Here is a 21,712-nt window from a genome sequence, read left to right on the forward strand (position 1 = left end):
AGTTAACTGGGTTATCAATGTGTAATCTACACACTAGCTACTTCCAGCTCGTCTTGATGAGGTGCGTATTATAGACGGTTTAACTTTTGTGTCAACCCGTTTTATTAATGTTTTTGAACTTATTTTAGTAAGATAAAGAAATCTGTATTTCTTTCAATGGGTTATGATTTAATCAATTTTAATAGGTGTAGAAACTGATTATAAATGTGCTATTTACTGTACTTTCTAACATTAAAAACGCTTATCTTTGTTAGATAAATACCTTCTACTATCTTTGAGCTTTATCTTCAATTAGTGCAACCATTTCTCTATTTCCATTTTATAACTTACCCATTTTTTCGAAAAATGCTTTATACGCAGCGACTTTCTTATCCAACGATAGTGGATAAGCACGTGAGGTTGACGGCAATCTGTATAAGGTTAGATTATTCACATCAGCTTTCTGGTCGTCTGTACTCTGCCATTGATAAGGATAATCCATACTTTGATTGGTTTTTGGATGCTTTGATTTGGCAATTGGCTCGTCTAATAACCCAAGCAGTACTTCGGTCGCTTTGCCTCCTGTCGTAAACAATGACTTTACCTTCGGCACTTGTGGCAAGATAACATCTAAATCAACAGGTGTGACTACCGTTAGATTTTTATCCGAAGCATTACCCGTCTCACGGATGGCCTGCTTTACTGTCGGACAAGACGCAATGCCACGTTCAAACATAAAATCTCGAATGCGCTCAGGGTCAAAGCGCTTCTCATCGCCTATTCTAAAGTAGTCAGCATCATCAAAAAATACTCGACCATATATCCGCCACATATCATTATAAAAATTAGGATAATGAAAGCTCATCGCCCATTTATCAGCAGTCGGTGGAAACGTACCCATCATCATGACCGTTGCATTGGGTGGTAAGACAGGCTCAAAAGGATGGGTTTCGAGCTCTGTGGCTTTGTCATTAGACAATTTCGATTCAGTATCAGTGGTTTTTTGAGTGCTTGGTGTTTTTATAGTCATGATATTCTTCATCAGAAAAGCGGTTTTTTTGGTATCATAGCAAGTCTAAACACTACCTCACTTATAATCACGCTATATAGCCAAACTTAGTCGGTTCAATCAGTTGACTTAAATAGCGCGATATCTTTTTACTTGGCCTGAATTGCTTAGGCTTTGATGGCAGCTGTGAACGCAAATATTGTCATTGCGATAAATGAGCACTGTCGTAAAGTAGTTAATTAGCTTGATTGTGAAGGATTTAACTTTACTATTTATGAGCTAAAGATATGGTTAAAGTGCGGTAAGTGTTTGTATCTTTTATACTAATAGCAACCGCAGTAACTGCGCAAGCATCAGACAAGAAACCAAGAGAGTACTTATGAGTGACTTAAACAGCGATTTAAAAATTACGGTAATCGATCATCCACTAGTCCGTCATAAACTCAGCCTTATGCGCGAAAAAGACTGTAGTACTTATAAATTTCGTACATTGACCAAAGAGCTTGCGCGCTTGATGGCTTATGAAGCGAGCCGTGATTTTGAAATTGAAACTTTTCCAATGGAAGGCTGGTGTGGCGAGATCACTGGTGAGCAAATCATCGGTAAGACGGCGACGATCGTACCGATTTTGCGCGCAGGTATTGGCATGCTTGATGGTGTGCTCGATCTAATCCCTACCGCTAAGATTTCTGTGGTCGGTCTACAACGTGATGAAGAAACGTTGCAGCCAGTCCCTTTCTTTGAAAAATTTGTGAGCCACATGGACAAGCGTCCTGCGCTAATCATTGATCCAATGCTAGCCACGGGCGGCTCAATGGTTGCGACCATCGAGATGCTAAAGAAAAATGGCTGTACTAATATTAAAGCATTGGTATTAGTGGCTGCACCTGAAGGCGTACGTTTGGTAAATGAAGCGCATCCTGACGTGACTATCTACACTGCTGCGCTAGACAGCCATTTAGATGAGCACGGTTACATTATCCCAGGTCTAGGCGATGCTGGTGATAAGATTTTTGGTAAGCAGTTATCGAATAGATAATTCGCATTAGGGTAAATAAAGCCATCATCAAAGTTATGATAAAAGCAGACAACATCAATAATAAGGATAGATCATGAACGTATTGATTACAGGAGCGAGCGCGGGTTTTGGTAAAGCGTTGGCAGAGCGTTTGGTTGCTAACGGCCATCGCGTGATTGGTTGCGCCAGACGCCTTGATAAACTGAATGCTTTGGCAGAGACTTTAGGTGAGACTTTTTTACCCGTAGTTATGGATGTGAGTGATACAGCTTCTATCCCGAAAATCATTGCTGACTTGCCTGATGATTTGAAACAAATCGATGTCTTAGTCAATAATGCAGGATTGGCACTGGGTACAGAGCCTGCTCACAAAGCCAGTCTTGATGACTGGATGCGTATGACTGATACTAATATTAAAGGCTTGATGGCGTTGACTCATGCGGTCTTGCCAGCGATGGTTGAGCGTGACAGTGGCTATGTCATCAATGTCGGTTCGATTGCTGGTAGCTGGCCTTACTTCGGTGGTAATGTTTACGGCGCAACTAAAGCGTTCGTAAAACAGTTCAGCTTAAACTTGCGAGCGGATCTGATTGGTACCCAAGTACGTGTGACCAATCTTGAACCTGGTAATGTGGCTGGCACTGAGTTTTCAAACGTGCGCTATCATGGTGACAATGACAAAGCTGCCAAGGTGTATGATGGCTTTAAAACCATGACAGGTGAAGATATTGGCGATATTTTGTTATGGCTAATTGAGTCACCTGCTCATATTAACGTCAACCGCCTAGAAGTAATGCCAGTCGCCCAGACCTATAATGGACTGACGATTACCAAGCAAGATTGATATTAACTGCTCGGCTAGTTATAGTATCAATGCTGATTATCAATATATCACTTATCAATACCGAACCTGTTAGCGTATCTCATAAGATCGAAGCAATATAGAGTCATCTATATTGCTTTTTTTTATGTCTTCAATAGCTTGCTCATTGACCAAACGCAAATCCTGAAAGTCCAAAATCAGCACTTCGTTACGCAGACGTTCGCTAGTGCGTTTATTATGACGTATCGCAAACCCTAAAACTTGCTTACCAGTGATAGTTATCTGATTAATAATTAACTTTGAAGTATTCACGGTCAGCTTTTGTGCCAGATTCTCAGACATTGTCTGAGCATTTATTATTGCCGTTGCCGGATTCACCGTAGTGGTTAACGTCTTAGTCTGTCGTACACTTTTGGGCATATCTCCTGCAAAAAACAATACCTGATTGAGCGGTAAATACTGCGCATGCCGTACTAATTCTTGACGGAACAATGCAGGCATATCTGTATTAAAACTGTCTTCTGTCTGCTGATAAAATGCGGTAAAGTTACGATGAAGATAACGCCCAAACACCGTGGTATTAATCCATTCTTGATAAACATCGTCTGCCAATAACTGCTTGGTGAAAACACTGGCATCAATTGTTACCTCCCTACTCAAAGTAGCAGACAACATCGATAGCAAAAGCGCCTTCGGACTGGTAAATGTCTGCTGCTGCCATACTTGTGGATATAGACTACTATCGAGTAACGGCAATGTTGATTTGCTCATGTGCTTATATCCTCAACGATCATTTTCAGCCCCTACATAGCACTGGTATAGTCTCACTGTTGACTTTTACCCTTAGCCAAATTCTATGCTATGGTCAGGCGACAGCTTTAATACAGCAGTCTTTTATTCGCGGTATAACTATTTTGTAGCGGTGTACTCTACCGCCATACTTTCTTAGCTAAATTGACCGAGAAAGCTTAAAAATCAAAGAGATATCATTCTATGAAAAAAGACCTCATACCCTTTCCTACTCCTTACCAGCTAAAAACCATTACTGTCCAAACAGCTGATGGAACTCTGCTGCCCGTCTCTGTCATTGGCAAAGGTAAACCTGTCCTATTAATGCACGCTTTTGGTATGGATGCGAGGCAATTTTTGCCATTTATTTTACCGCTCATTCAGGATTACTGTTTTTACTTGCCGCATTTTAGAGGGTTTGGTTTGGCCAGTCATCTAACGTTGCCAACGTTTGATTTTATTGAGCAATATGCACAAAATACCCAAGATGTGTTTGAATACGTGAGCAAAGAAACTGGCTTTGAGGCTTTCCCTGTTGCCGCGATATCGATGGGAGCATTGGTCATGTGGGCATATTTTCAGCGCTTTGGTACTCAGCGCGTGAGCCATTATCTGAACATTGATCAAGCACCGATTATTCATAATCAGCCAGACTGGCAAGGTGGCGGTGTATTTGGCACACGACAAACCGAATTGTTTGCGCAATTTACACAGCTAATTACCGACACTACTCCTTATCTACAAGCCGAGCAAATGGTTGACTTCCGTCACCTGCCCTATCGATTAAAAGTAAATTTATTAGACATGGAGCGCTCTTTTTCTCTGCTCTCTGTCAGTAGCAAACCTTCTCAATTATTGGTAAAAGCCCTCAGTTATCGGGCACCGCACAAAATCTCATTAATGGAACACGCGACTTGGCAACATAAACTGCGCTGCCTATCAGCTTATGTTGCGCTGCCCTACGATTACCGCGAGGTTTTGCCCACTATCAATATTCCGACTACTTTACTAATTGGCGCGCGCTCGCAATTATATAGTGCAGAGTGGCAACAGCGTTTGACCACTCTGCTGCCCAATGCGCACAGTATTATTTTGCCAACATCGGGCCATGCTGTACCGATGGATGCACCAGTTAGTTTTTATAAAGTATTGAAAGAGTTTCTGAGCGCTTAATTGTAAGTTTGCGCTAAATTCAATCTAAATTATTGGCTAAGTATTAATCATTTAATGGTTTAATCAATTCAAATCGCGGAATTTCTTTACCATTAACCGTGACCGTCTCAGCGAACATCGCAAGCGGGCGTACCCACACGCCATACTCACCGTAAAGACAGCGATAGACTACTAGTGACTCTTCGGTCTCTGAATGCTGTGCGGTATGCATCACTTGATAAAGACTGCCTTTGTAATGGCGGTAAATGCCTTGGGCTACCGTGTTTTGACTTTGTTGAGACATAAACCACTCATTTATATTAATAGTTAAAAGATTAATAAATGCTTTGTACTTTCGCTACAAGCTTGGGTTTTATATCTACCCATTCAGAGCTAACGACGCTGTACATGACTGTATCTGAAATAACGCCGTCACGGCGTACTCGATTGCCACGAATCACACCGTCTTTTTTAGCACCTAAGCGCTCGATGGCTTGTTGCGAGCGATGATTGTCAATATCTGTACGCCATCCTACGGTCTGATATTCTAGCGTTTCAAATATATAAGTGAGCAGCATCAGTTTACAAGTCGTGTTGACGTGCGTGCGCCAGTAAGATTTGGCATACCAAGTATAGCCAATCTCTAATCTTTTGGTAGTCGGCAAAATGTCATGGAAGCTTGTTGACCCAATCGCTTTGCCAGTATGCTCATCAATGACGGCAAAAGCTTGTCTATCAAGCATTGAATCTGCGACATTGATATAGTCAATGACCTTGTCTGGCTCAGGTACAGATGTCACGTTTATTTTCCACAATTCACCATTTTGGCAAGCTTTAATCAAGTCAGTGGCATGAGCGAGCGTTAATGGCTCAAGGGTAATATCATTACTCGATAAGGTAACCTGTTCTAGCATTTATCTCTCCTCAAGCCATTATTGATGTGAGCAAGCGCTTAAGCAACCGTCACTTTCGCATAAGCCTTTTTGCCTGCTTGAATTACGACCGTTTGACCTGAGTTTAGACTAAAACCACCATCAACGACTTCGCCATCTACTTTGACCGCGCCACGTTTTACCATGTCTTTGGCAGCTGAGTTGTTTTTAGCGAGCTTAGCTTGGTTCAAGATCTGGGTGATAAATAACGCATCTTGCCCTTCTAGATCCAACATGATTTCTGGCAAGTCAACCGGTAGCTCGCCATCTGCTAAGACGTTACCAGCAGATTTGTGCGCATTAGCAGCGGCATCAGCATCATGGAAGCGCTCGATTAACTCTTCGGCTAAGATACGTTTGATTTCTTGTGGGTTACGGCCACCTTCCATGTCTGCCATCAAGCTTTCCACTTCTTCCATTGGCTTAAAGCTTAAAAACTCAAAGTAGCGATGGATCAGTGTGTCCGGCATCGACAGGATTTTTTGATACATGGTGCCCGGCGCATCATAGATAGCGACATAGTTACCCAGTGATTTGGACATTTTATTGACACCATCTAGCCCTTCTAAGATTGGCACAGTGATACAAACTTGCGGCTCTTGACCATAGCGTCCTTGCAACGTGCGACCCATTAGCAAGTTAAAAGTTTGATCGGTACCACCAAGCTCAACGTCTGCTTTTAGGGCGATAGAGTCGTAGCCTTGTACTAACGGATAAAGAAACTCATGGATCGAGATGGGCGTTTGTGATGCATAGCGTTTTGAGAAGTCATCACGCTCTAGCATACGCGAGACGGTTTGCTGACTGGCTAGCTGAATCATATCAGCGGCGCTCATGTCGTTGAACCACTCAGAGTTGAAGACCACGCGGGTTTTTTCTTTGTCCAATATTTTGAATACTTGCTCAGCATAAGTCGTTGCGTTGGCTTTGATTTGCTCATCAGTCAACGGTGGACGCGTGCTGTTTTTGCCAGAAGGGTCACCAATCTTGGCGGTATAATCGCCGATTAGAAAATAAATCTCATGACCCAAATCTTGAAAATGCTTAAGCTTATTAATCAGCACGGTATGACCTAAATGCAGGTCAGGTGCGGTAGGATCAAAGCCTGCCTTGATACGTAATGGGCGACTGAGCTTTAGCTTAGCCACTAAGTCATCTTCAGATAGTATCTCTTGCGTACCGCGCTGAATAAGGGCCAGTTGTTCTTCTAGGGTGTAAGTTTGATTGGTCATGATGCTCTCTATATATCACTTTAATTGGGATTTTTATGAATGACGGTTACTGGCTCAACACCTTAGGAAGTTTAGAACCTCAAAAGGTCAGAAAAAATGCTAGAATTTGACGGATATACTAGCGTTTTTTAAGGTAAATTGCCATGACCAACCCCGCATCGATTGCTGATACTGACCATAATGCCCTCGCAGACTTGATTATGAATAATGGTTTGGATAACAGTACAGACGATATTGATGATTTGACCTCTGATAATTCGAACTATGCCACCCTAACGGATGCACTTGAGCAAACGGTGTTTGAAAGCTTCGATGATGGCTTATATATCGGCATGATGTCTGGCACCAGTTTGGATGGTATGGATGCGGCCCTCTGTCAGTTTAATCCTGAGATAAGCAACGAAGGTGGCACCCAACCGCCAATGCGACTGCTTGCGACCTATAGCCAAGACTTTCCGCCACGTCTGCGTGAGGTGTTATTGGCACTGTGTCAGCCGAATGGTGTAAAAAACCTCAAACCCGCAGCTGAAAAATCAAAAACCGAACCGAATAGCGAACTATATAGTGAGCTGGACTGGTTCGGTTGGGCAAGTCGCACGTATGCTGAGTTCGCGAGTGAAGTGGTCAATACTTTATTGCAGCAATCAAATACCGATCCTGAGTCAGTGCTAGCGATTGGCTGTCATGGACAAACCGTACGCCATCGCCCGCAGATGGGATTCACGTTGCAACTGGTCGATGCCAATATCATCGCTGAGCGCACAGGCATCAGCGTGGTCAATGATTTCCGACGTCGTGATATGGCCGTTGGTGGTCAAGGCGCGCCTTTAGTACCTGCATTTCATCAGGCATTATTTGCCAATCCTGATAGTACCCGTGTGCTATTAAACTTAGGTGGTATTGCCAATATAACCGTCTTGCCAGCCAATGAAAAAGACCAAGTTGTTGGCTACGATACGGGTCCTGCCAACTTATTATTGGATGCGTGGATATCTTTGCATACCGACAATGCTTATGATGCAGGTGGCGCTTGGGCGCAGTCTGGAACCCTCATTGAGCCATTATTACAGCAACTTTTGGCACATCCGTTTTTTGCTCAGTCTCATCCAAAAAGTACAGGCCGTGAGGACTTTAACTTAACTTGGTTGCAAAATGAGCTACAGGCTTTTGAGCAAGCCAATGCTAATATCAGTTATTCAGCAGCCGATGTGCAAGCAACCTTGACTGAGCTAACGGCCATCAGTGCCAGTACGCAAATCAATATGTTTGTCAGCCCGGCCAAAAACAGCTCGGTTTATGTTTGCGGCGGCGGCGCTTTGAATGACTATTTAATGACACGCTTGCAAGCACATCTACCCCATTGCACAGTAAAAACCACTGAATATTTAGGACTTGCGCCAACGTGGGTCGAGGCCGTTGCTTTTGCATGGTTGGCTAGACAAACATTGATGGGTGAAACTGGTAATTTACCAGCGGTAACTGGTGCAAATAAAGGCGTGGTATTGGGTCAAGTATGTTTTTCCTGACCAGTTAAATTTTAGTTTACATACGTGCACCTATGTGTTTTATAATGACTTTTGAAACGCCATTCTCTTAGGACCTGTAAGTATAGGATATATCGCATGAGCCAGAATAGTAGTTCACCTATCGACCAAGCCACCACTGATGACACAAATAATATGACTGCAGCACCTGTACATAAATCGCGTCAAAAACCACCTCACTACGAGCGTTCTGATGATACGCGTGTGGTAGTCACAGGTATGGGCGCCATTACGCCGCTCGGTCTAGACGTCGATAGCTCATGGACCAAATTGCTCAATGGCGAGAGTGGTATCTCACCGATTACGCATTTCGATGCCACCGGCTACCGTGCGCAAATCGCAGGCGTGATCAAAGACTTCGATGCCAAGCAATATATGAATGCCAAAGATGCGCGTCGCTATGATGAGTTTATGCATTATGGGGTTGCCGCTTCTGCCATGGCCCTAAAGCACGCTGGTTTTATCGAGGAAGTCAGTGCTGCTGATGCGCCTGTGCAAGGCGTTGACCAAGATCGCTTTGGTATTATTTTAGGTTCAGGTATTGGCGGTATCCAAACGATTGAAAACAGCCGTGATACCTTACACGAAAAAGGCGCAGGCAAAGTCTCACCTTTTATTATCCCAGGCTCTATCGTTAATATGGCCGCTGGACTAGTAGCAATTAAGCATAAGTTAAAAGGCCCAAACCTTGCGACATCGACGGCTTGTACCACGGCGACTCATGCTATGGGTCTTGCTGCTCGTTTGATTGCTTATGGTGATGCTGACGTTATGTTGGCAGGCGGTAGTGAAAAAGGCTCTAGTCCACTTGGTATAGCTGGCTTCAGTGCTATGCATGCACTCTCTACGCGCAACGATGAACCAACCAAAGCCTCACGTCCGTTTGATAAAGGTCGTGACGGATTTGTCCTTGGTGATGGTGCTGGCGTGGTGGTATTAGAAAGCCTTGCCCATGCCAAAGCGCGCGGTGCAACGATATTGGCAGAGCTAGTCGGTTTTGGTATGAGCGATGACGCCAGTCATATTACTGCGCCACCAGAAGACGGTAGCGGTGCAGCAAGAGCGATGCAAAATGCACTAAACGATGCTGGTATCGAGTCATCAAGCGTCGGTTATGTCAACGCTCATGGTACTAGTACCCCTGCGGGTGATGTGGCTGAGTCTATTGCTATCGAAACTGTTTTTTCTCCTGTAAAAGACAGCATCTTAGTTAGCTCAACCAAATCGATGACTGGTCATTTACTTGGTGCTGCTGGCGGAGTTGAAGCTATCTTTACAGTATTAGCGCTACAGCATCAGCATGTGCCGCCTACGATCAATCTAGATGATGTCGAGGACAACTGTAACCTTGATTATGTGGCTAATCAATCACGCAAAGTTGATAACTTGCAGTATGCAGTATCCAACAGCTTTGGCTTTGGTGGTACCAATGGCTCATTGGTATTTGCTCGCTGGCCTATCAGTCAATAATAGCTACCCATCTACATCACAGCGCATGGTAATGAGTGCGTTGTAACGTTGGTGTCAGATTTGCTACGTTTGTCCACTTGCAGCCCCTTGTCGTACTTGCGTATGATAAGGGGTAATTTTTGGAACATTTATGGAAGATACCATGTCAAGCTACTCATTTTCCCATCAGTTTTATCAACGCTGGACGTGTGCACCTGAGCCAGTACGCGCAGCGATTACCCAAGAACTAAAAGACATCACTACCCTGCTGCAATCTGACACCTCATTTGAAGACTTTACTTTTAATACTCATGATTTAGATGCGCATGTAGACGAGCAATACGACAACTACAATGCAGAGCAAGCCATTGCTAAAGCAATCACGGACAAACAAGAGCAAGAAGACGCGGCCGCTGCAAAACAAAAACTAGAAGACGAGCAGAAGAAAAAAGAAACAGAAGAAGCGACTCGAAAAGAACAAGAAAAAAATACGCAGTCAGCGTTAAAGACAGACAAAGACAAAGACAAAGACAAAGAACAGGCTGCTACCGACGTAGCTAAATCAAACACAGATAAAGTCGTGACAGATAGCGCCGTTACTGACGATTTTGTTACTGAAAATTCTAACGCAAAGATTGAAAAAGTGGCATCAGAAGTCGTAAATACTGAAAGCAATGCTAGCGATAATAAAAATGCTGATGACAAAACCATTGGCGAACAGGCACATACGCTTAGCGATAACCACATTAAAAATATTAATAATAAAGCCAGTGTAGCGATTAATTTGGCATTAAAAGACGCGAAGCTAGATGCAACACATCAACAGCTAATCCGCGAGCTAGAAACACAGGTCGATGACTATTTAAGCGAGCAAATGATGCTAATGTCTGAAAACCTAAAGTCTTGGCTCCGTGCTGAGGTAACCCAACACTTCAGTGAACAGAATGACTCAACTACTAATAATGAAGCTGCTAAGAAAAGCATCCACTAACAGTGCGTATTTTTCAGTGTTAGACGTATATTTAGCAACAGTCGCTTAGTAGTAATTATTAGATAACAAACACTAAAAAGCCCCGTAAATAATTTACGGGGCTTTTTAGTACTTTTAGTTAATGTTTTGAGCTTGGTATTAAATGGCTTTGGTACGTTCAGTCAACCATTCAAGCGCTGACCCTTCAACACGATCTTTTAGCTCTGCGAAGACTTGGCTATGATAGTCATTTAGCCAATCAATCTCGGTTTGATCCAACAGTGACGGCTCAATCAAACGCGTGTCAATTGGGCAGTAAGTGATGGTCTCAAAGTTCAAGAAATCACCAAACTCTGTCTCAGTAGGCTTAGCAACTGGCGTATTTACTACCAAGTTCTCGATACGAATACCCCATTTGCCTTCGCGGTATAGACCTGGCTCATTACTTGAAATCATACCGACTTTCATCGCACGCTCTTTTGGTGTGCTAGCGCTATAGGCGATGACTTGTGGGCCTTCATGTACGTTTAAGAAATAACCAACGCCGTGACCCGTACCATGACCATAGTCCATCTGTGCTTGCCACAATGGCGCACGGCAAATAGCATCGATCAACGGTGAGGCGATACCATCAGGGAAATGAGCGCGAGCTAGCGCAATGTGGGCTTTTAACACAATAGTAAAGTCACGTTTATGCTCAGCAGTGACTTGTCCAATACCGACTACGCGGGTGATATCAGTCGTACCATTTTGATATTGTGCGCCTGAGTCAATCAGTAGCAATCCGCCTTCGCCCTCGGCCACATCAAGGTAGCTGAATTTTTCTGGCGTTGCGCGGTAATGTGGCAACGCGCCATTTTCGTTAAAGCCTGCGATGGTAGGGAAGCTTGGCGAGACATAATGCGGCTGACGACTGCGCACATCTATCAGCATGCTATCAACATCTAGTTCACTTAAACGCTCGCCTGCTGCTAGACGCTGCTCGAACGTAGCAAAAAATTCAGCCAAAGCAGCGCCATCTTGACGCATCGCTTCACGCACATGATCGATATCTGCATCTGACTTTACAGATTTAAGTAATGTGCTAGGTGCCATTTGCTCAATAAAGCCAACATCATCTGCCATTTTTGAGAGTGTACCTACTGCGACTTTGCTCGGATCTAACAGTAATAAATCGTCTGGCGTTAATGCACTCAAAGCCTCTTGCACAGCAGAATAGTCAGCCAATGTGATACCACTGTCTTTTAGACTCTGTGCAATATCTTCATTTACTTTATCAGTATCAACAAACAACGTTGCTTTGTCTGCATCAATCAACATGTGCGACAAGAATACCGGATTATAATCAACATCAGCGCCGCGCAAGTTCGTCAACCAAGCGATATCGTCTAAGCTTGAAAGTAAATGATGGGTCGCACCTGCTTCTGCCATGCCTTCGCGTACTGCTGCAAGCTTTGAGGTGGCAGACTGAGCAAGGAACTGCTCATCATGAGTATATAATTTGGCCGCTGGTAGTGCTGGGCGATCTGTCCAAATCTCTGTCAGCACATCACGCTCAGTAATCAAAGTAATGTCATTGGCATCAAAAGCATTTAGCAGGCGATCTTGCTCGGCGATAGATAGTACGTTGCCGTCTACTGCTACGCTATCCCCTTCTTGCAAATGATCGGCTAGCCAGTCGATATGATTTGGCTGACCTGGCGCAAGCTTTTCTAAAGTAATACCTGTGCCTTCTAACTGGTCGGCAGCATGTACCCAATAACGGCTATCCGTCCATAGACCTGCAAAGTCAGCAGTCACTACCAGCGTACCGACAGAACCGGTAAATCCTGACAGCCATAAGCGTGCTTGCCAGTACTCTGGTAGATATTCAGATAAATGGGGATCAGCAGAGGGTACGATGATTGCGGTGAGATCTTGCGCGGCTAAGGTGCTACGTAAGTTAGCAATACGTTCGTGAATGGCTTGTTTATTCATTGAATGTGTCCTTATAGAAATTATAAAAATATGATGATGGAGCGATTATTTAGAATCGTCTTGTTCTAATAGTCATCTTGTTTGAGTTGTTAATACCGCTTTAGTTTTAATAAGACATTTATTATCGATAGCAATTATTCAAGCAAACAGTCTACTTATTTAGCTATCTAACTGTGTTTTCGTTGATAACTGCATCCGCTTATTGAGAGTAGAAAATTGAAATTAATATTGCGTCACCGGGGTTTACGGTGCCCTATCATTAGATGTTTGGGCGGATAATAAGCTTTCAATAGCTTGTGCTAAATATCCCACCAACTAAAACAATAAAACGTGCTACCAGTAATGGTAACACGTCTCATCATGTGTCACTTGTGCTGTTGTTAATCACAAATGTACATCAGATTATCTTATTGCTTGGCCAATTGTTTCTCATGCTCGCTTTCTTTAAGCATCTTATTAATAGGTTTTGCTAGTATCAATAGTAGTACAGCGGTAACTACCAAGAAGATGGTCATGGTGGTAAATAGACCTGGTAAGCCTTCGATTTTATCAGCAGATACGTGCCCACCAAAGAAAGCAGCAACCAAGTTACCCATAGCGATAGAAGCAAAAAACAGGCCCATCATTTGACCTTGCATACCTTCTGGCGCCAGCTTAGTCATGGCAGACAAACCAACTGGGCTTAATGCTAACTCACCTAGCGTCAATAATAATAAACTACCAACCAACCATAGTGGCGATGCCAAGCCAGCACCAGGCGCTAAAATACTTTTTGAGGCAAAAATCATCAAGGCGAAACCTGCGGCTGCCAGTAGCATACCGAGTGCAAACTTAGCCATACTGCTAGGCTCAAGACCGCGGTTACCAAGCTTGACCCAGATAATACTAACGATAGGTGCCAATATTAAAATAAATAGCGGGTTCAATGACTGGAACCAAATACTTGGTATCTCAAACCCTAAAACGTTCAGGTCGGTATAACGATCGGCAAATAAGTTAAAAGACGTTGGCTGCTGCTCAAAACTTGACCAAAACAGCGTCGAGCCAATGATTAAGACAAAACAAATTAATAAGCGTAGTTTGTCCGTCTTATCCAATCGCGGTGAGATAAACATAATAGCGAAATATAAGATAACCACCGCAGCAATGATGTACGTCATATACTCTGCAACCATCTCAGGATTAAACGATATCATGCCAGTAGACACTAGTAGCACTGCGGCTACTAGCAACGCAACGAAACCACCAACCCAGCGACCGATGTTTTTGTAATGGTCGTTAGATTTTTCCCACTCAGCAGAAATACCTTTGACGCGTGCATAACGCGTTAAGTTCTTTTGCGCGACAAAACGATAAATCAGTAATGAGACCAACATACCCAAACCACCAACGCCAAAGCCGACATGCCACATGCCTTTTTCTTTGAATACGCCGACGATAAGTGCCGCTAATAACGCACCGATATTGATCCCCATATAAAATAAGGTGAAACCGCCATCACGGCGAGAGTCGCCTTTCGGGTACAAGGCACCAACCATCACTGAGATACAGGTCTTAAATAACCCTGAGCCCAAGACAATACAGATTAAACCAACGAAGAAAAGCGTCATACCAAACATCGCTGAAAGCGCGATACACAAGTGACCAAGGGCAATAATGATACTACCCCACCACAGCGCACGCTCTTGACCTAGCCAGTTATCTGCTAACCAGCCACCTGGTACTGCTGCTAAGTATAACGAACCAGCGAAAATACCATAAATAGCAGAAGCGGTGACTTCACTAAAGCCAAAACCGCCACTGCTCACTGTTGCCACCATAAATAAAACCAATAGTGGACGAATACTATAATAGGAGAACCGCTCCCACATTTCGGTAAAAAACAATGAGCGTAAGGGCGCAGGATGTCCCATAAAGCCATTGTCTAGAGCTTCTAACTCTGCTGCACTAGCCCCCGAATTTGTTTCTGTGCCCATAACTTTATTCCTTTAAAGATCATATTTGTAATGACCAAACCCCTGATTATCCAGATGGACGGTCATATAGGCGGAACATTGTTTCACTTGGTTATAATCAAGTAAAGAAAAAGTTGGTCAAAAATTACACAAATACTCATAAAAAAAGCCCGCTCTCAATGGTTGAGAACGGGCTCTTTTTATGACTATTTAGAACTGTATCATTATGCTTATAGCACTATTGATAGAGACTTCATAATAAGACTCATTTTATAATTAAGTAGCACTATTTTAGATCATTTACACAGTCATACTACAGCTTACTGTGCTGCGGTCTCTTCAGTAGCGTCGCCAGCATTCCCAGCCTCTAAGTCACCATCCGCTTGCTCAGCTGTCAAATCAGCATCAGCAACAGCGGCTTGGTTTACAGTGCCAGAGGCAGTCGCTGTACCTGCTTCCGCAGTAACGACTGCACTATCTGCATCTGCCGCTGGTGTTACGGTTGCATCTGCTGCAGTATCAGGCGCTGTAGCATCTGACGCTTCTTCTGTTGTTGCAGCTTCTGCATCGGCTGGAGCCGCCTCTTCTTCAGTAGCAGTAGCTTCTGCTTCATCTGCCGCAGCTGATGCTTCAGTTGTCTCAGCAGTGATATGCTCGCCTGCTGGACGCAAAAATGCAGAAACACCAATAAGTAAGACAATACCTAGGAACATGGCAATGCCACCTAAAGCGAATAACAGCTCTTTTTTTGGATTGTTATTGACGATACCTTCTGACATACCTTATCCACCTTGCACAAAATATTTGAAATATTGACCTATTATATCGCAATTTATACTGATTTGTGAAAACCCTTAAGTATTTAAAGGGTTTATTATCCACAATTTTAACATCTGTTTTTGGCACTTGTGACAGCTAACCACTTAATCAGTTATCTATTATTCGCTATCGACACATCTTACTTAATAATACTACTTAACCAAACGTACTGGAGACTTAGTACGTTTACCCAAATAGCTGAGTATCAGCAACAGTGCCATGATAAACAACATAGGATATTGACCAAAACGCATGAATGGCGTGTTGCCAACTCGTGCCTGAATATCGCCGCGCAATACAGTACGCTCAAACTGCGGTGCACGCTCTACGATACGACCTTTATGGTCGATAATAGCTGTCACACCTGTGTTGGTCGCACGCATAAACCAGCGACCATTTTCTAACGCACGCATCTGTACCATTTGTAGATGCTGTAGCGGGCCTGCCGACGTACCAAACCACGCATCGTTTGAAATGGTTAATAGGAAATCTGTGCCAATCGCGTTTTTACGCGTGGTATCTGGGTACGCTACTTCGTAGCAGATGGCTGCACCTAGGTTGTGCCCTCGAACACGCAGCGGCGACTGCTGATCACTGCCGCGACTATAGCTCATGATATCTTGGCTACCTGCTAGATTTGGCAGAATATCAAGCACGCCTTGGAATGGAATATATTCCCCAAATGGCACCAGACGTTGCTTTTTATAAAGCCCTTCTGCCTGTGCTCCTAGCGCTACCACACTATTGTAGAACGGAGGATATTTATCTGTACTGGCATCAAACGCCGCTTCATCCTTATAGGGAATACCTGTCACCCATGTCGTGTCAGTCTCTTTGGCCATCGCAACCATTTCACTGATAAAACCCACAGCCTCTGTCTGAAACATAGGAATCGACGATTCAGGCCACAGCACGATGTCACGCCCCCACTCGTCACGGGTCAACGTTGCATAGATTTTTAGCGTCTCAATCTGATACTCGGTGAGCCATTTTAGATCTTGCGGGATATTACCCTGAATCAAAGATACTGATAAATCAGGGGTTCCTTTTGGTTTGGTCCATTGCGGATTGATCAACCATAGCGTGCTACTAATAATTAGCAAGGCTATCGATGGAATCATATAGCCACCGCGGCGACGCAATAGCTCAACGATACTGGCAGCCAGTAGTACCGCCACGAAAGAAACCGCAAAGACACCAGCCACAGGCGCGAGCGACGACAACCAGTACTGCTCAGTAAACGCATAACCAACGAATAGCCAAGGAAAGCCAGTAAATAGCCACGTTTTCATCCACTCTTGGAGTATCCACAGGGCAGCAAAAGATAAAGGCTGCTTGCCAACTACACGATTAAAGATTAGCGCCAAAAAGCCATGGAACAAGCCCATGCCTAGACCCATGAGCGCAATCATAATCAAAGCAAGCCATGCGGGTGTATCACCATAAACGTGTATCGAGGTGTATAGCCAAAATGCGCCAACACACCACAGCCCTGTACCGTACGCTTGACCAATTAGAAAGGCGCGGCGACCTGTCATCGCTGGTACCAATAACGCATATAAGATGGCAGGTGATACTAAGGCAACTGGCCAAATACCATAAGGCGCGAGCGCGAGTATAAAAGCTGCCCCTGCCAGCCAAGCTATTAGTACCGTCAACCCCATATGTAAACCTTTTGGCTTATCGGGGTTCAGACGTTTTTGCAAATCAACAGTAGACAGACGCATAGCAGTTATCCAAAACCATATTTACTAAAATTTCTCAGCTAAGCGATGAGATAACACTCACGCAAAACCTGACTGCACAATGCTTTATGCAGGGCCACAAATAAAACCCACCCATGATACCAGTCAAAACCTACAAATGGGTAAATTTGCGTAGCCAAAACCTCATTCTAGAGTTCAAAAGGCAGAAAGCAAAAAACACGATTTTTCATCGTGTTTTTTATTGATTTTGCTGACAAGTTTTATTCATTGACCAATTATCGTGACACTATAATCAAGCTAGTGGCTGCCTATTAATATCTGTTGCTCGGCATTGGTTTTGGTCAGCTCTAGATTTTGGATAAATCGACCTTCTACATCGGTAATGGTAATTTTCCAATCATCTATCACGACGCTCTCGCCTTCTAGATCACCAACGAAGCCAAGTGCTTGCATGACCAGACCGCCCATCGTATCGACATCAGTATCGTCAAAACGGCTACCCAGCTCATCATTACAGTCTTCAATCACCGTAGACGCTTGGACACGCCATGTGTTTGGCTTTTCTGGATCAGGAACGATGTTGTTGATATCGCTGTCTTCATCAAAGTCATCATGCTCATCGACGATGTCGCCAACGATCTCTTCCAACAAATCTTCCATGGTGACCACACCACCGAAGTTACCAAACTCATCAACGACAATCGCCATATGTACTTGGGTACGCTGCAATGAGCGTAGCAAGGTATCAGAACGAGCCGTCTCACTGATATATAACGGCTGACGCACCAAGTCTCTAAGACGTTTACTGTCAATTTTGTCTTCTTGGTTGCGAACCATATGTACCAAAATCGGAATTAAGTCTTTTGCCAATAAGATACCGATGACGGCATCATCATCTTGACTGTCAAAAACAGGATAGCGCGAGTGAGTGGTCTCAAGAATGATGTCCATCACTTCGGCAAGACTGGTGCTCTCGTGCAGGCCAATCACTTGCGGACGCGGTGTCATGATTTCGCGGACTTGTGTCGCAGGCAAATCTAGCACGCCTTCTAACATATCGACCGTATCAGGCTCTAAAAACTGGCGCGAGTCTTGTACCAGACGAATCAATTCATCACGGGTTTCGGGGGCGGTCGATAGCCAGCGTTTTAAGCCGCGCATCGACCAACTACTCGGGCTGGGAGTGTCGTCAGACATGGTGGTGTGATTTAACCTCTTTAGTTAATAAAAATTAGAATAGTATTCAATAGAAAAACGAACAATACTCAATAAAAAAACAAGTAGAGCCTAGATGGGGATAAAAGTAGCAAATAAAACAGCTAGTTTGTTATTAATTACTGGATGAATAACAAATTTGCTAGTACAAATTAGCTTCACTTTATCGCAAGGCTCACCGACATTCAACGACAAATTCACTCAAATTGTATTGTCAGCGTGTTATAAACTTTGCTATGGTCAAAGCCTTTATTTATCAAAGCAAACCCTATGTCGCTACGTTCCGTTTTTTCTCGCTTACTCTCGTCGCGTTCACGCAGTCGACTGTCAGACAGTCGTGGCTTAGAGAGCCGTGGTTTAGAGAGTCTTGACTTAAAACGCGAAACATCAAAAAACAGCCCATCAGATAGCAATCAGCCAAAGCCTACATGGCACCAGCGTCTTGTGACTTTTTTAATTGCCGTTACGTTATTGTTATCAGCGCTATGGTTGTTACTCGCGATTTGGTATCAGTATGGCGTCAGCTCAGTATTGACTTGGCTTGCGACAATAGTGATTGTAGGCATATTAGCTGCGCTGCTAAGTACGCGTTATTGGGATACTGTCACAAAAATATTGCAAAGTGACTCATTGTCTAATAAAAAATCAATCAGCAAAAATACAGCAACCAAACTACTTATCGGCATATATGGCACTGTTTGGCTTGTAGGTTTAGGTTGGTTTTTTTCTATCGAACCGAAACAAGATCGAGAATGGATGGCTGAAGTCGACCAGCGAGTCTCCTATGAGCGCGATGCGACTAACCCTGACTTGATTACTTTAACCAATGTTCGTAACTTTGATTGGCAAACTGAAGAAGACGCCTTTGAACACTGGGATACCCGTACGATTGATTTGTCTAAACTCTCTGGCGTTGATGTGACTAACTCTTATTGGATGGGGCCGCTAATAGCTCATACCTTGGTTAGCTTTCGATTCGAAGATGATAGACCACTTGCCTTTTCATTTGAGATACGTAAAGAAGATGGCGAGTCTTTTTCAGCGCTGGCTGGGTTTTTTCGACGTTATGAGCTGAGCCTGATTGCCGCAGAAGAGCGCGATATTATCTACACTCGCAGCAATGCGCGCGGCGAGCAGGTTTATCTGTTTCCTATTAGCAATTTGCAACAGCATGAAGTGAGGTCACTGTTTGAGTCTTATCTGACTGCGGCTGATGATTTGAACGATAAACCTGCTTGGTACAATACATTGATCAGCAACTGTACCAATATTATCTTTTATATGGCGCGTATCGTTAGTGGCGATCGTTTGCCATGGGATTATCGGATTTGGGTCTCTGGTTGGTTACCGAACTATCTATACGATGTAGGCATGTTGGATGCGGCGCCAGAAAAGGACAACCAGCCTTGGTCGATGAACACGTGGTATGAGCGCACTCATATCAACCCAAAAGCAAAAGGCTTTGATAATCAGAATAACCTAAAGTCTAGCGTTAGTAGAGATGAGAACAGCCGTAAATTCTCACAGCAGATTCGTCAAGATATTCCGATACCAGCATTGGCTAACTCGCAAGCCAGTGCTGAAGCAAAGGCCAAGTCTACTGCTCAGGCATCTAACTAACTGTAGATTAAGGATTAACCCAGTTAACCACCCGCGTTTCCATTTCTTCATCAGACATACCGATTTCCGTGACACAGCGACCAGCGACGCCTACGTTGGCCGCTCGCATTTGTTGTTGTGTCACCACCGCATCTCCAGTCAATAATAAATGCCAACTTGGTAAGCCCTGTCCTTTATATAAACGCTTATAAGCGCAGTGCGATGGTAGCCACATCATCTTGGGCAAGTTGTCCATAGTCAGCTGAATACAGTCTGGCACATGCTCTTGACGCGTTGCATAGTGACTGCAATATCCTGTCGCACAGTCCATCAACTGGCAGGTGACATCGGTATATTCGACCAGCTCCTCATCCACATTGCCGCTTTCATCTTCATCGATATACTTAATCAAGCAGCAACTGCCGCAACCATCGCACAGCGCTTCCCACTCGCTATGGTTTAGTTCTGTTAACGCAAATCGCGACCAAAACTGCGGACGTAGTGACTCAGACTTAGAACTAGTATTAGAATCGACATCGGTACTATCAGGGAACAAACTCACCGATTGCGCAGGCTTGGCCGCCGCATCGAGACCTGAGTTCAAGTCTGATTGGTCATTATTTTTATTTAACAAATTTATAGTCATAAAGTCGCAGTAGCATTTTGATAAAGAGCGTTACAGTATTATAGCTGTTTTTGCTAGACATGGGCGTTAAGGTAGTACGAGTTAGAAAAACGAACCATCACAATGACGAATAATTAAAACTCACAACATAAAAAAGGACAATAATATGTCAATTAAGACTTTCGAATTAATCAGTACTACCGAAAACGGTGTAGAGCTTATCAGTTATGTAGCACTCCCAGAAAACGCTTCAGATGAAAATCCAGCAGCAGGTATCTTGGTTGCACCAGAATGGTGGGGCGTGGTCGATCATCCAAAATCAGTGGCTGAGCGTTTGGCAGAAGCGGGCTATGCAGCAGTTGCTATGGACGTTTACGGTGAAGGCAAACTAACCACCGATGCAGCAATGGCAAACATGTGGATGGAGCAAGTACTGGCCGATCAAGACATGCTAATGGCACGCTGCCGCTTAATCCTTAATGACTTCAGCGATCAGTTATCAGTCGATGGTGACAATTTAGGCGCAATCGGTTACTGCTTCGGCGGTAAAGTCGTCCTAGATATGGCTCGCGAAGGCATGCCACTAAAAGCGGTTGCTACGTTCCATGGTAACCCATCGCCAAAACAGCCAGCAGACAAAAACTTTGCAGCAAAAGTGTTGGTCGCTCATGGCCGTGATGACTCAATGGTATCAATGGATGCTATCGAAGGTCTAAAATCAGAGCTAGACGCAGCCGATGTTGATTACACTATCGACGTTTATGACAACGCTAAGCATGGCTTTACCAATCCGCATGCTGATGAGCGCGCAGCCAAAAATGAAGTAGATCTTGGCTATAACGAAGCCGCTGCTAAGCAAAGCTGGGAAAATATGCTTGAGTTTATGAAAGCCAATCTAGCATAAGAAACGATTTGATAT

General features: G+C 43.9%; 19 protein-coding genes. 8 read left to right on the forward strand and 11 right to left on the reverse strand.

The genetic code is table 11. The annotated features are described in order from the left end of the window. Positions 1-319: 319 nt before the first annotated feature. Entirely contained in the window at positions 320-886 is a 567-nt protein-coding gene (locus JMY00_RS09975; protein ID WP_346765011.1) for a DNA glycosylase, read from the reverse strand. 481 nt (positions 887-1,367) lie between these two features. Between JMY00_RS09975 and upp the strand changes: the two genes are divergently transcribed. Beyond that, positions 1,368-2,027: a uracil phosphoribosyltransferase gene (upp, locus tag JMY00_RS09980; protein ID WP_057761878.1), complete on the forward strand. Its 660-nt coding sequence runs from the start codon at positions 1,368-1,370 to the stop codon at positions 2,025-2,027. Between the two features lie 73 nt (positions 2,028-2,100). After that, entirely contained in the window at positions 2,101-2,850 is a 750-nt protein-coding gene (locus JMY00_RS09985; RefSeq protein WP_201580058.1) for an SDR family NAD(P)-dependent oxidoreductase, read from the forward strand. 69 nt (positions 2,851-2,919) lie between these two features. Here JMY00_RS09985 and JMY00_RS09990 read toward each other — a convergent pair whose 3' ends face one another. Beyond that, the gene (locus JMY00_RS09990; protein ID WP_201580059.1) at positions 2,920-3,600 is read right to left on the reverse strand and encodes a hypothetical protein; all 681 of its coding nucleotides are present in this window, start codon (positions 3,598-3,600) and stop codon (positions 2,920-2,922) included. A gap of 222 nt (positions 3,601-3,822) precedes the next feature. Between JMY00_RS09990 and JMY00_RS09995 the strand changes: the two genes are divergently transcribed. Next, positions 3,823-4,791, forward strand: a complete 969-nt coding sequence (locus JMY00_RS09995; protein ID WP_201580060.1) for an alpha/beta hydrolase — start codon at positions 3,823-3,825, stop codon at positions 4,789-4,791. A 43-nt stretch (positions 4,792-4,834) separates the two neighbouring features. Here JMY00_RS09995 and JMY00_RS10000 read toward each other — a convergent pair whose 3' ends face one another. From JMY00_RS10000 to tyrS, 3 genes are read right to left on the reverse strand one after another with little or no spacing between them, the layout of a single operon-like run. Next, positions 4,835-5,074 (reverse strand): DUF1653 domain-containing protein, encoded by a 240-nt coding sequence (locus tag JMY00_RS10000; RefSeq protein WP_201580061.1) that lies wholly within the window; start codon positions 5,072-5,074, stop codon positions 4,835-4,837. A gap of 31 nt (positions 5,075-5,105) precedes the next feature. Continuing rightward, positions 5,106-5,684 carry a GNAT family N-acetyltransferase gene (locus JMY00_RS10005; protein WP_201580062.1) on the reverse strand — a complete coding sequence of 193 codons (579 nt, stop codon included), beginning with the start codon at positions 5,682-5,684 and terminating at the stop codon, positions 5,106-5,108. A gap of 38 nt (positions 5,685-5,722) precedes the next feature. Further along, on the reverse strand, positions 5,723-6,934 hold the full coding sequence (tyrS, locus tag JMY00_RS10010; protein ID WP_201580063.1) for a tyrosine--tRNA ligase: 1,212 nt from the start codon (positions 6,932-6,934) through the stop codon (positions 5,723-5,725). A gap of 143 nt (positions 6,935-7,077) precedes the next feature. On the opposite strand from tyrS, the gene JMY00_RS10015 reads away from it, so the two are divergent. The 3 genes from JMY00_RS10015 (at position 7,078) to JMY00_RS10025 (ending at position 10,918) form a co-directional block, all read left to right on the forward strand. Continuing rightward, on the forward strand, positions 7,078-8,460 hold the full coding sequence (locus tag JMY00_RS10015) for an anhydro-N-acetylmuramic acid kinase (RefSeq protein WP_201580064.1): 1,383 nt from the start codon (positions 7,078-7,080) through the stop codon (positions 8,458-8,460). A gap of 153 nt (positions 8,461-8,613) precedes the next feature. Further along, complete coding sequence (gene fabF, locus JMY00_RS10020; RefSeq protein ID WP_201580099.1) at positions 8,614-9,948, forward strand: beta-ketoacyl-ACP synthase II; 1,335 nt, start codon at positions 8,614-8,616, stop codon at positions 9,946-9,948. 130 nt (positions 9,949-10,078) lie between these two features. Then, entirely contained in the window at positions 10,079-10,918 is an 840-nt protein-coding gene (locus JMY00_RS10025) for a hypothetical protein (RefSeq protein ID WP_201580065.1), read from the forward strand. Between the two features lie 138 nt (positions 10,919-11,056). Here JMY00_RS10025 and JMY00_RS10030 read toward each other — a convergent pair whose 3' ends face one another. The 5 genes from JMY00_RS10030 to JMY00_RS10050 form a co-directional block, all read right to left on the reverse strand. Beyond that, positions 11,057-12,874, reverse strand: a complete 1,818-nt coding sequence (locus JMY00_RS10030) for an aminopeptidase P family protein (RefSeq protein ID WP_201580066.1) — start codon at positions 12,872-12,874, stop codon at positions 11,057-11,059. Positions 12,875-13,281: 407 nt separating this feature from the next. Next, a complete protein-coding gene (locus tag JMY00_RS10035; protein ID WP_201580067.1) occupies positions 13,282-14,850 on the reverse strand; it encodes a peptide MFS transporter in 1,569 nt (522 codons plus the stop codon). A 299-nt stretch (positions 14,851-15,149) separates the two neighbouring features. Next, on the reverse strand, positions 15,150-15,608 hold the full coding sequence (locus JMY00_RS10040; protein WP_201580068.1) for a hypothetical protein: 459 nt from the start codon (positions 15,606-15,608) through the stop codon (positions 15,150-15,152). Positions 15,609-15,800: 192 nt separating this feature from the next. Continuing rightward, entirely contained in the window at positions 15,801-17,375 is a 1,575-nt protein-coding gene (gene lnt / locus JMY00_RS10045; RefSeq protein WP_201580069.1) for an apolipoprotein N-acyltransferase, read from the reverse strand. A gap of 276 nt (positions 17,376-17,651) precedes the next feature. Further along, a complete protein-coding gene (locus JMY00_RS10050; protein WP_057761902.1) occupies positions 17,652-18,551 on the reverse strand; it encodes a CBS domain-containing protein in 900 nt (299 codons plus the stop codon). A gap of 288 nt (positions 18,552-18,839) precedes the next feature. Here JMY00_RS10050 and JMY00_RS10055 point away from each other — a divergent pair, with 288 nt between their 5' ends. Next, positions 18,840-20,189 (forward strand): DUF4105 domain-containing protein, encoded by a 1,350-nt coding sequence (locus tag JMY00_RS10055; RefSeq protein ID WP_201580070.1) that lies wholly within the window; start codon positions 18,840-18,842, stop codon positions 20,187-20,189. A 7-nt stretch (positions 20,190-20,196) separates the two neighbouring features. On the opposite strand, the gene JMY00_RS10060 is transcribed toward JMY00_RS10055, so the two are convergent. Continuing rightward, positions 20,197-20,724 carry a YcgN family cysteine cluster protein gene (locus JMY00_RS10060; protein WP_240990726.1) on the reverse strand — a complete coding sequence of 176 codons (528 nt, stop codon included), beginning with the start codon at positions 20,722-20,724 and terminating at the stop codon, positions 20,197-20,199. A 235-nt stretch (positions 20,725-20,959) separates the two neighbouring features. Here JMY00_RS10060 and JMY00_RS10065 point away from each other — a divergent pair, with 235 nt between their 5' ends. Next, entirely contained in the window at positions 20,960-21,697 is a 738-nt protein-coding gene (locus tag JMY00_RS10065) for a dienelactone hydrolase family protein (protein WP_201580072.1), read from the forward strand. Positions 21,698-21,712: the final 15 nt, after the last annotated feature.

The organism is Psychrobacter sp. Pi2-52, from assembly GCF_904846705.1.
Taxonomy (GTDB): Bacteria; Pseudomonadota; Gammaproteobacteria; order Pseudomonadales; family Moraxellaceae; genus Psychrobacter.

Bases quoted from the DNA above. Each gene is read 5' to 3' on its own strand.
- JMY00_RS09975 (WP_346765011.1), bottom strand. From the start codon at position 886: ATGATGATGGGTACGTTTCCACCGACTGCTGATAAATGGGCGATGAGC.
- upp (WP_057761878.1), top strand. From the start codon at position 1,368: ATGAGTGACTTAAACAGCGATTTAAAAATTACGGTAATCGATCATCCA.
- JMY00_RS09985 (WP_201580058.1), top strand. From the start codon at position 2,101: ATGAACGTATTGATTACAGGAGCGAGCGCGGGTTTTGGTAAAGCGTTG.
- JMY00_RS09990 (WP_201580059.1), bottom strand. From the start codon at position 3,600: ATGAGCAAATCAACATTGCCGTTACTCGATAGTAGTCTATATCCACAA.
- JMY00_RS09995 (WP_201580060.1), top strand. From the start codon at position 3,823: ATGAAAAAAGACCTCATACCCTTTCCTACTCCTTACCAGCTAAAAACC.
- JMY00_RS10000 (WP_201580061.1), bottom strand. From the start codon at position 5,074: ATGTCTCAACAAAGTCAAAACACGGTAGCCCAAGGCATTTACCGCCAT.
- JMY00_RS10005 (WP_201580062.1), bottom strand. From the start codon at position 5,684: ATGCTAGAACAGGTTACCTTATCGAGTAATGATATTACCCTTGAGCCA.
- tyrS (WP_201580063.1), bottom strand. From the start codon at position 6,934: ATGACCAATCAAACTTACACCCTAGAAGAACAACTGGCCCTTATTCAG.
- JMY00_RS10015 (WP_201580064.1), top strand. From the start codon at position 7,078: ATGACCAACCCCGCATCGATTGCTGATACTGACCATAATGCCCTCGCA.
- fabF (WP_201580099.1), top strand. From the start codon at position 8,614: ATGACTGCAGCACCTGTACATAAATCGCGTCAAAAACCACCTCACTAC.
- JMY00_RS10025 (WP_201580065.1), top strand. From the start codon at position 10,079: ATGGAAGATACCATGTCAAGCTACTCATTTTCCCATCAGTTTTATCAA.
- JMY00_RS10030 (WP_201580066.1), bottom strand. From the start codon at position 12,874: ATGAATAAACAAGCCATTCACGAACGTATTGCTAACTTACGTAGCACC.
- JMY00_RS10035 (WP_201580067.1), bottom strand. From the start codon at position 14,850: ATGGGCACAGAAACAAATTCGGGGGCTAGTGCAGCAGAGTTAGAAGCT.
- JMY00_RS10040 (WP_201580068.1), bottom strand. From the start codon at position 15,608: ATGTCAGAAGGTATCGTCAATAACAATCCAAAAAAAGAGCTGTTATTC.
- lnt (WP_201580069.1), bottom strand. From the start codon at position 17,375: ATGCGTCTGTCTACTGTTGATTTGCAAAAACGTCTGAACCCCGATAAG.
- JMY00_RS10050 (WP_057761902.1), bottom strand. From the start codon at position 18,551: ATGTCTGACGACACTCCCAGCCCGAGTAGTTGGTCGATGCGCGGCTTA.
- JMY00_RS10055 (WP_201580070.1), top strand. From the start codon at position 18,840: ATGTCGCTACGTTCCGTTTTTTCTCGCTTACTCTCGTCGCGTTCACGC.
- JMY00_RS10065 (WP_201580072.1), top strand. From the start codon at position 20,960: ATGTCAATTAAGACTTTCGAATTAATCAGTACTACCGAAAACGGTGTA.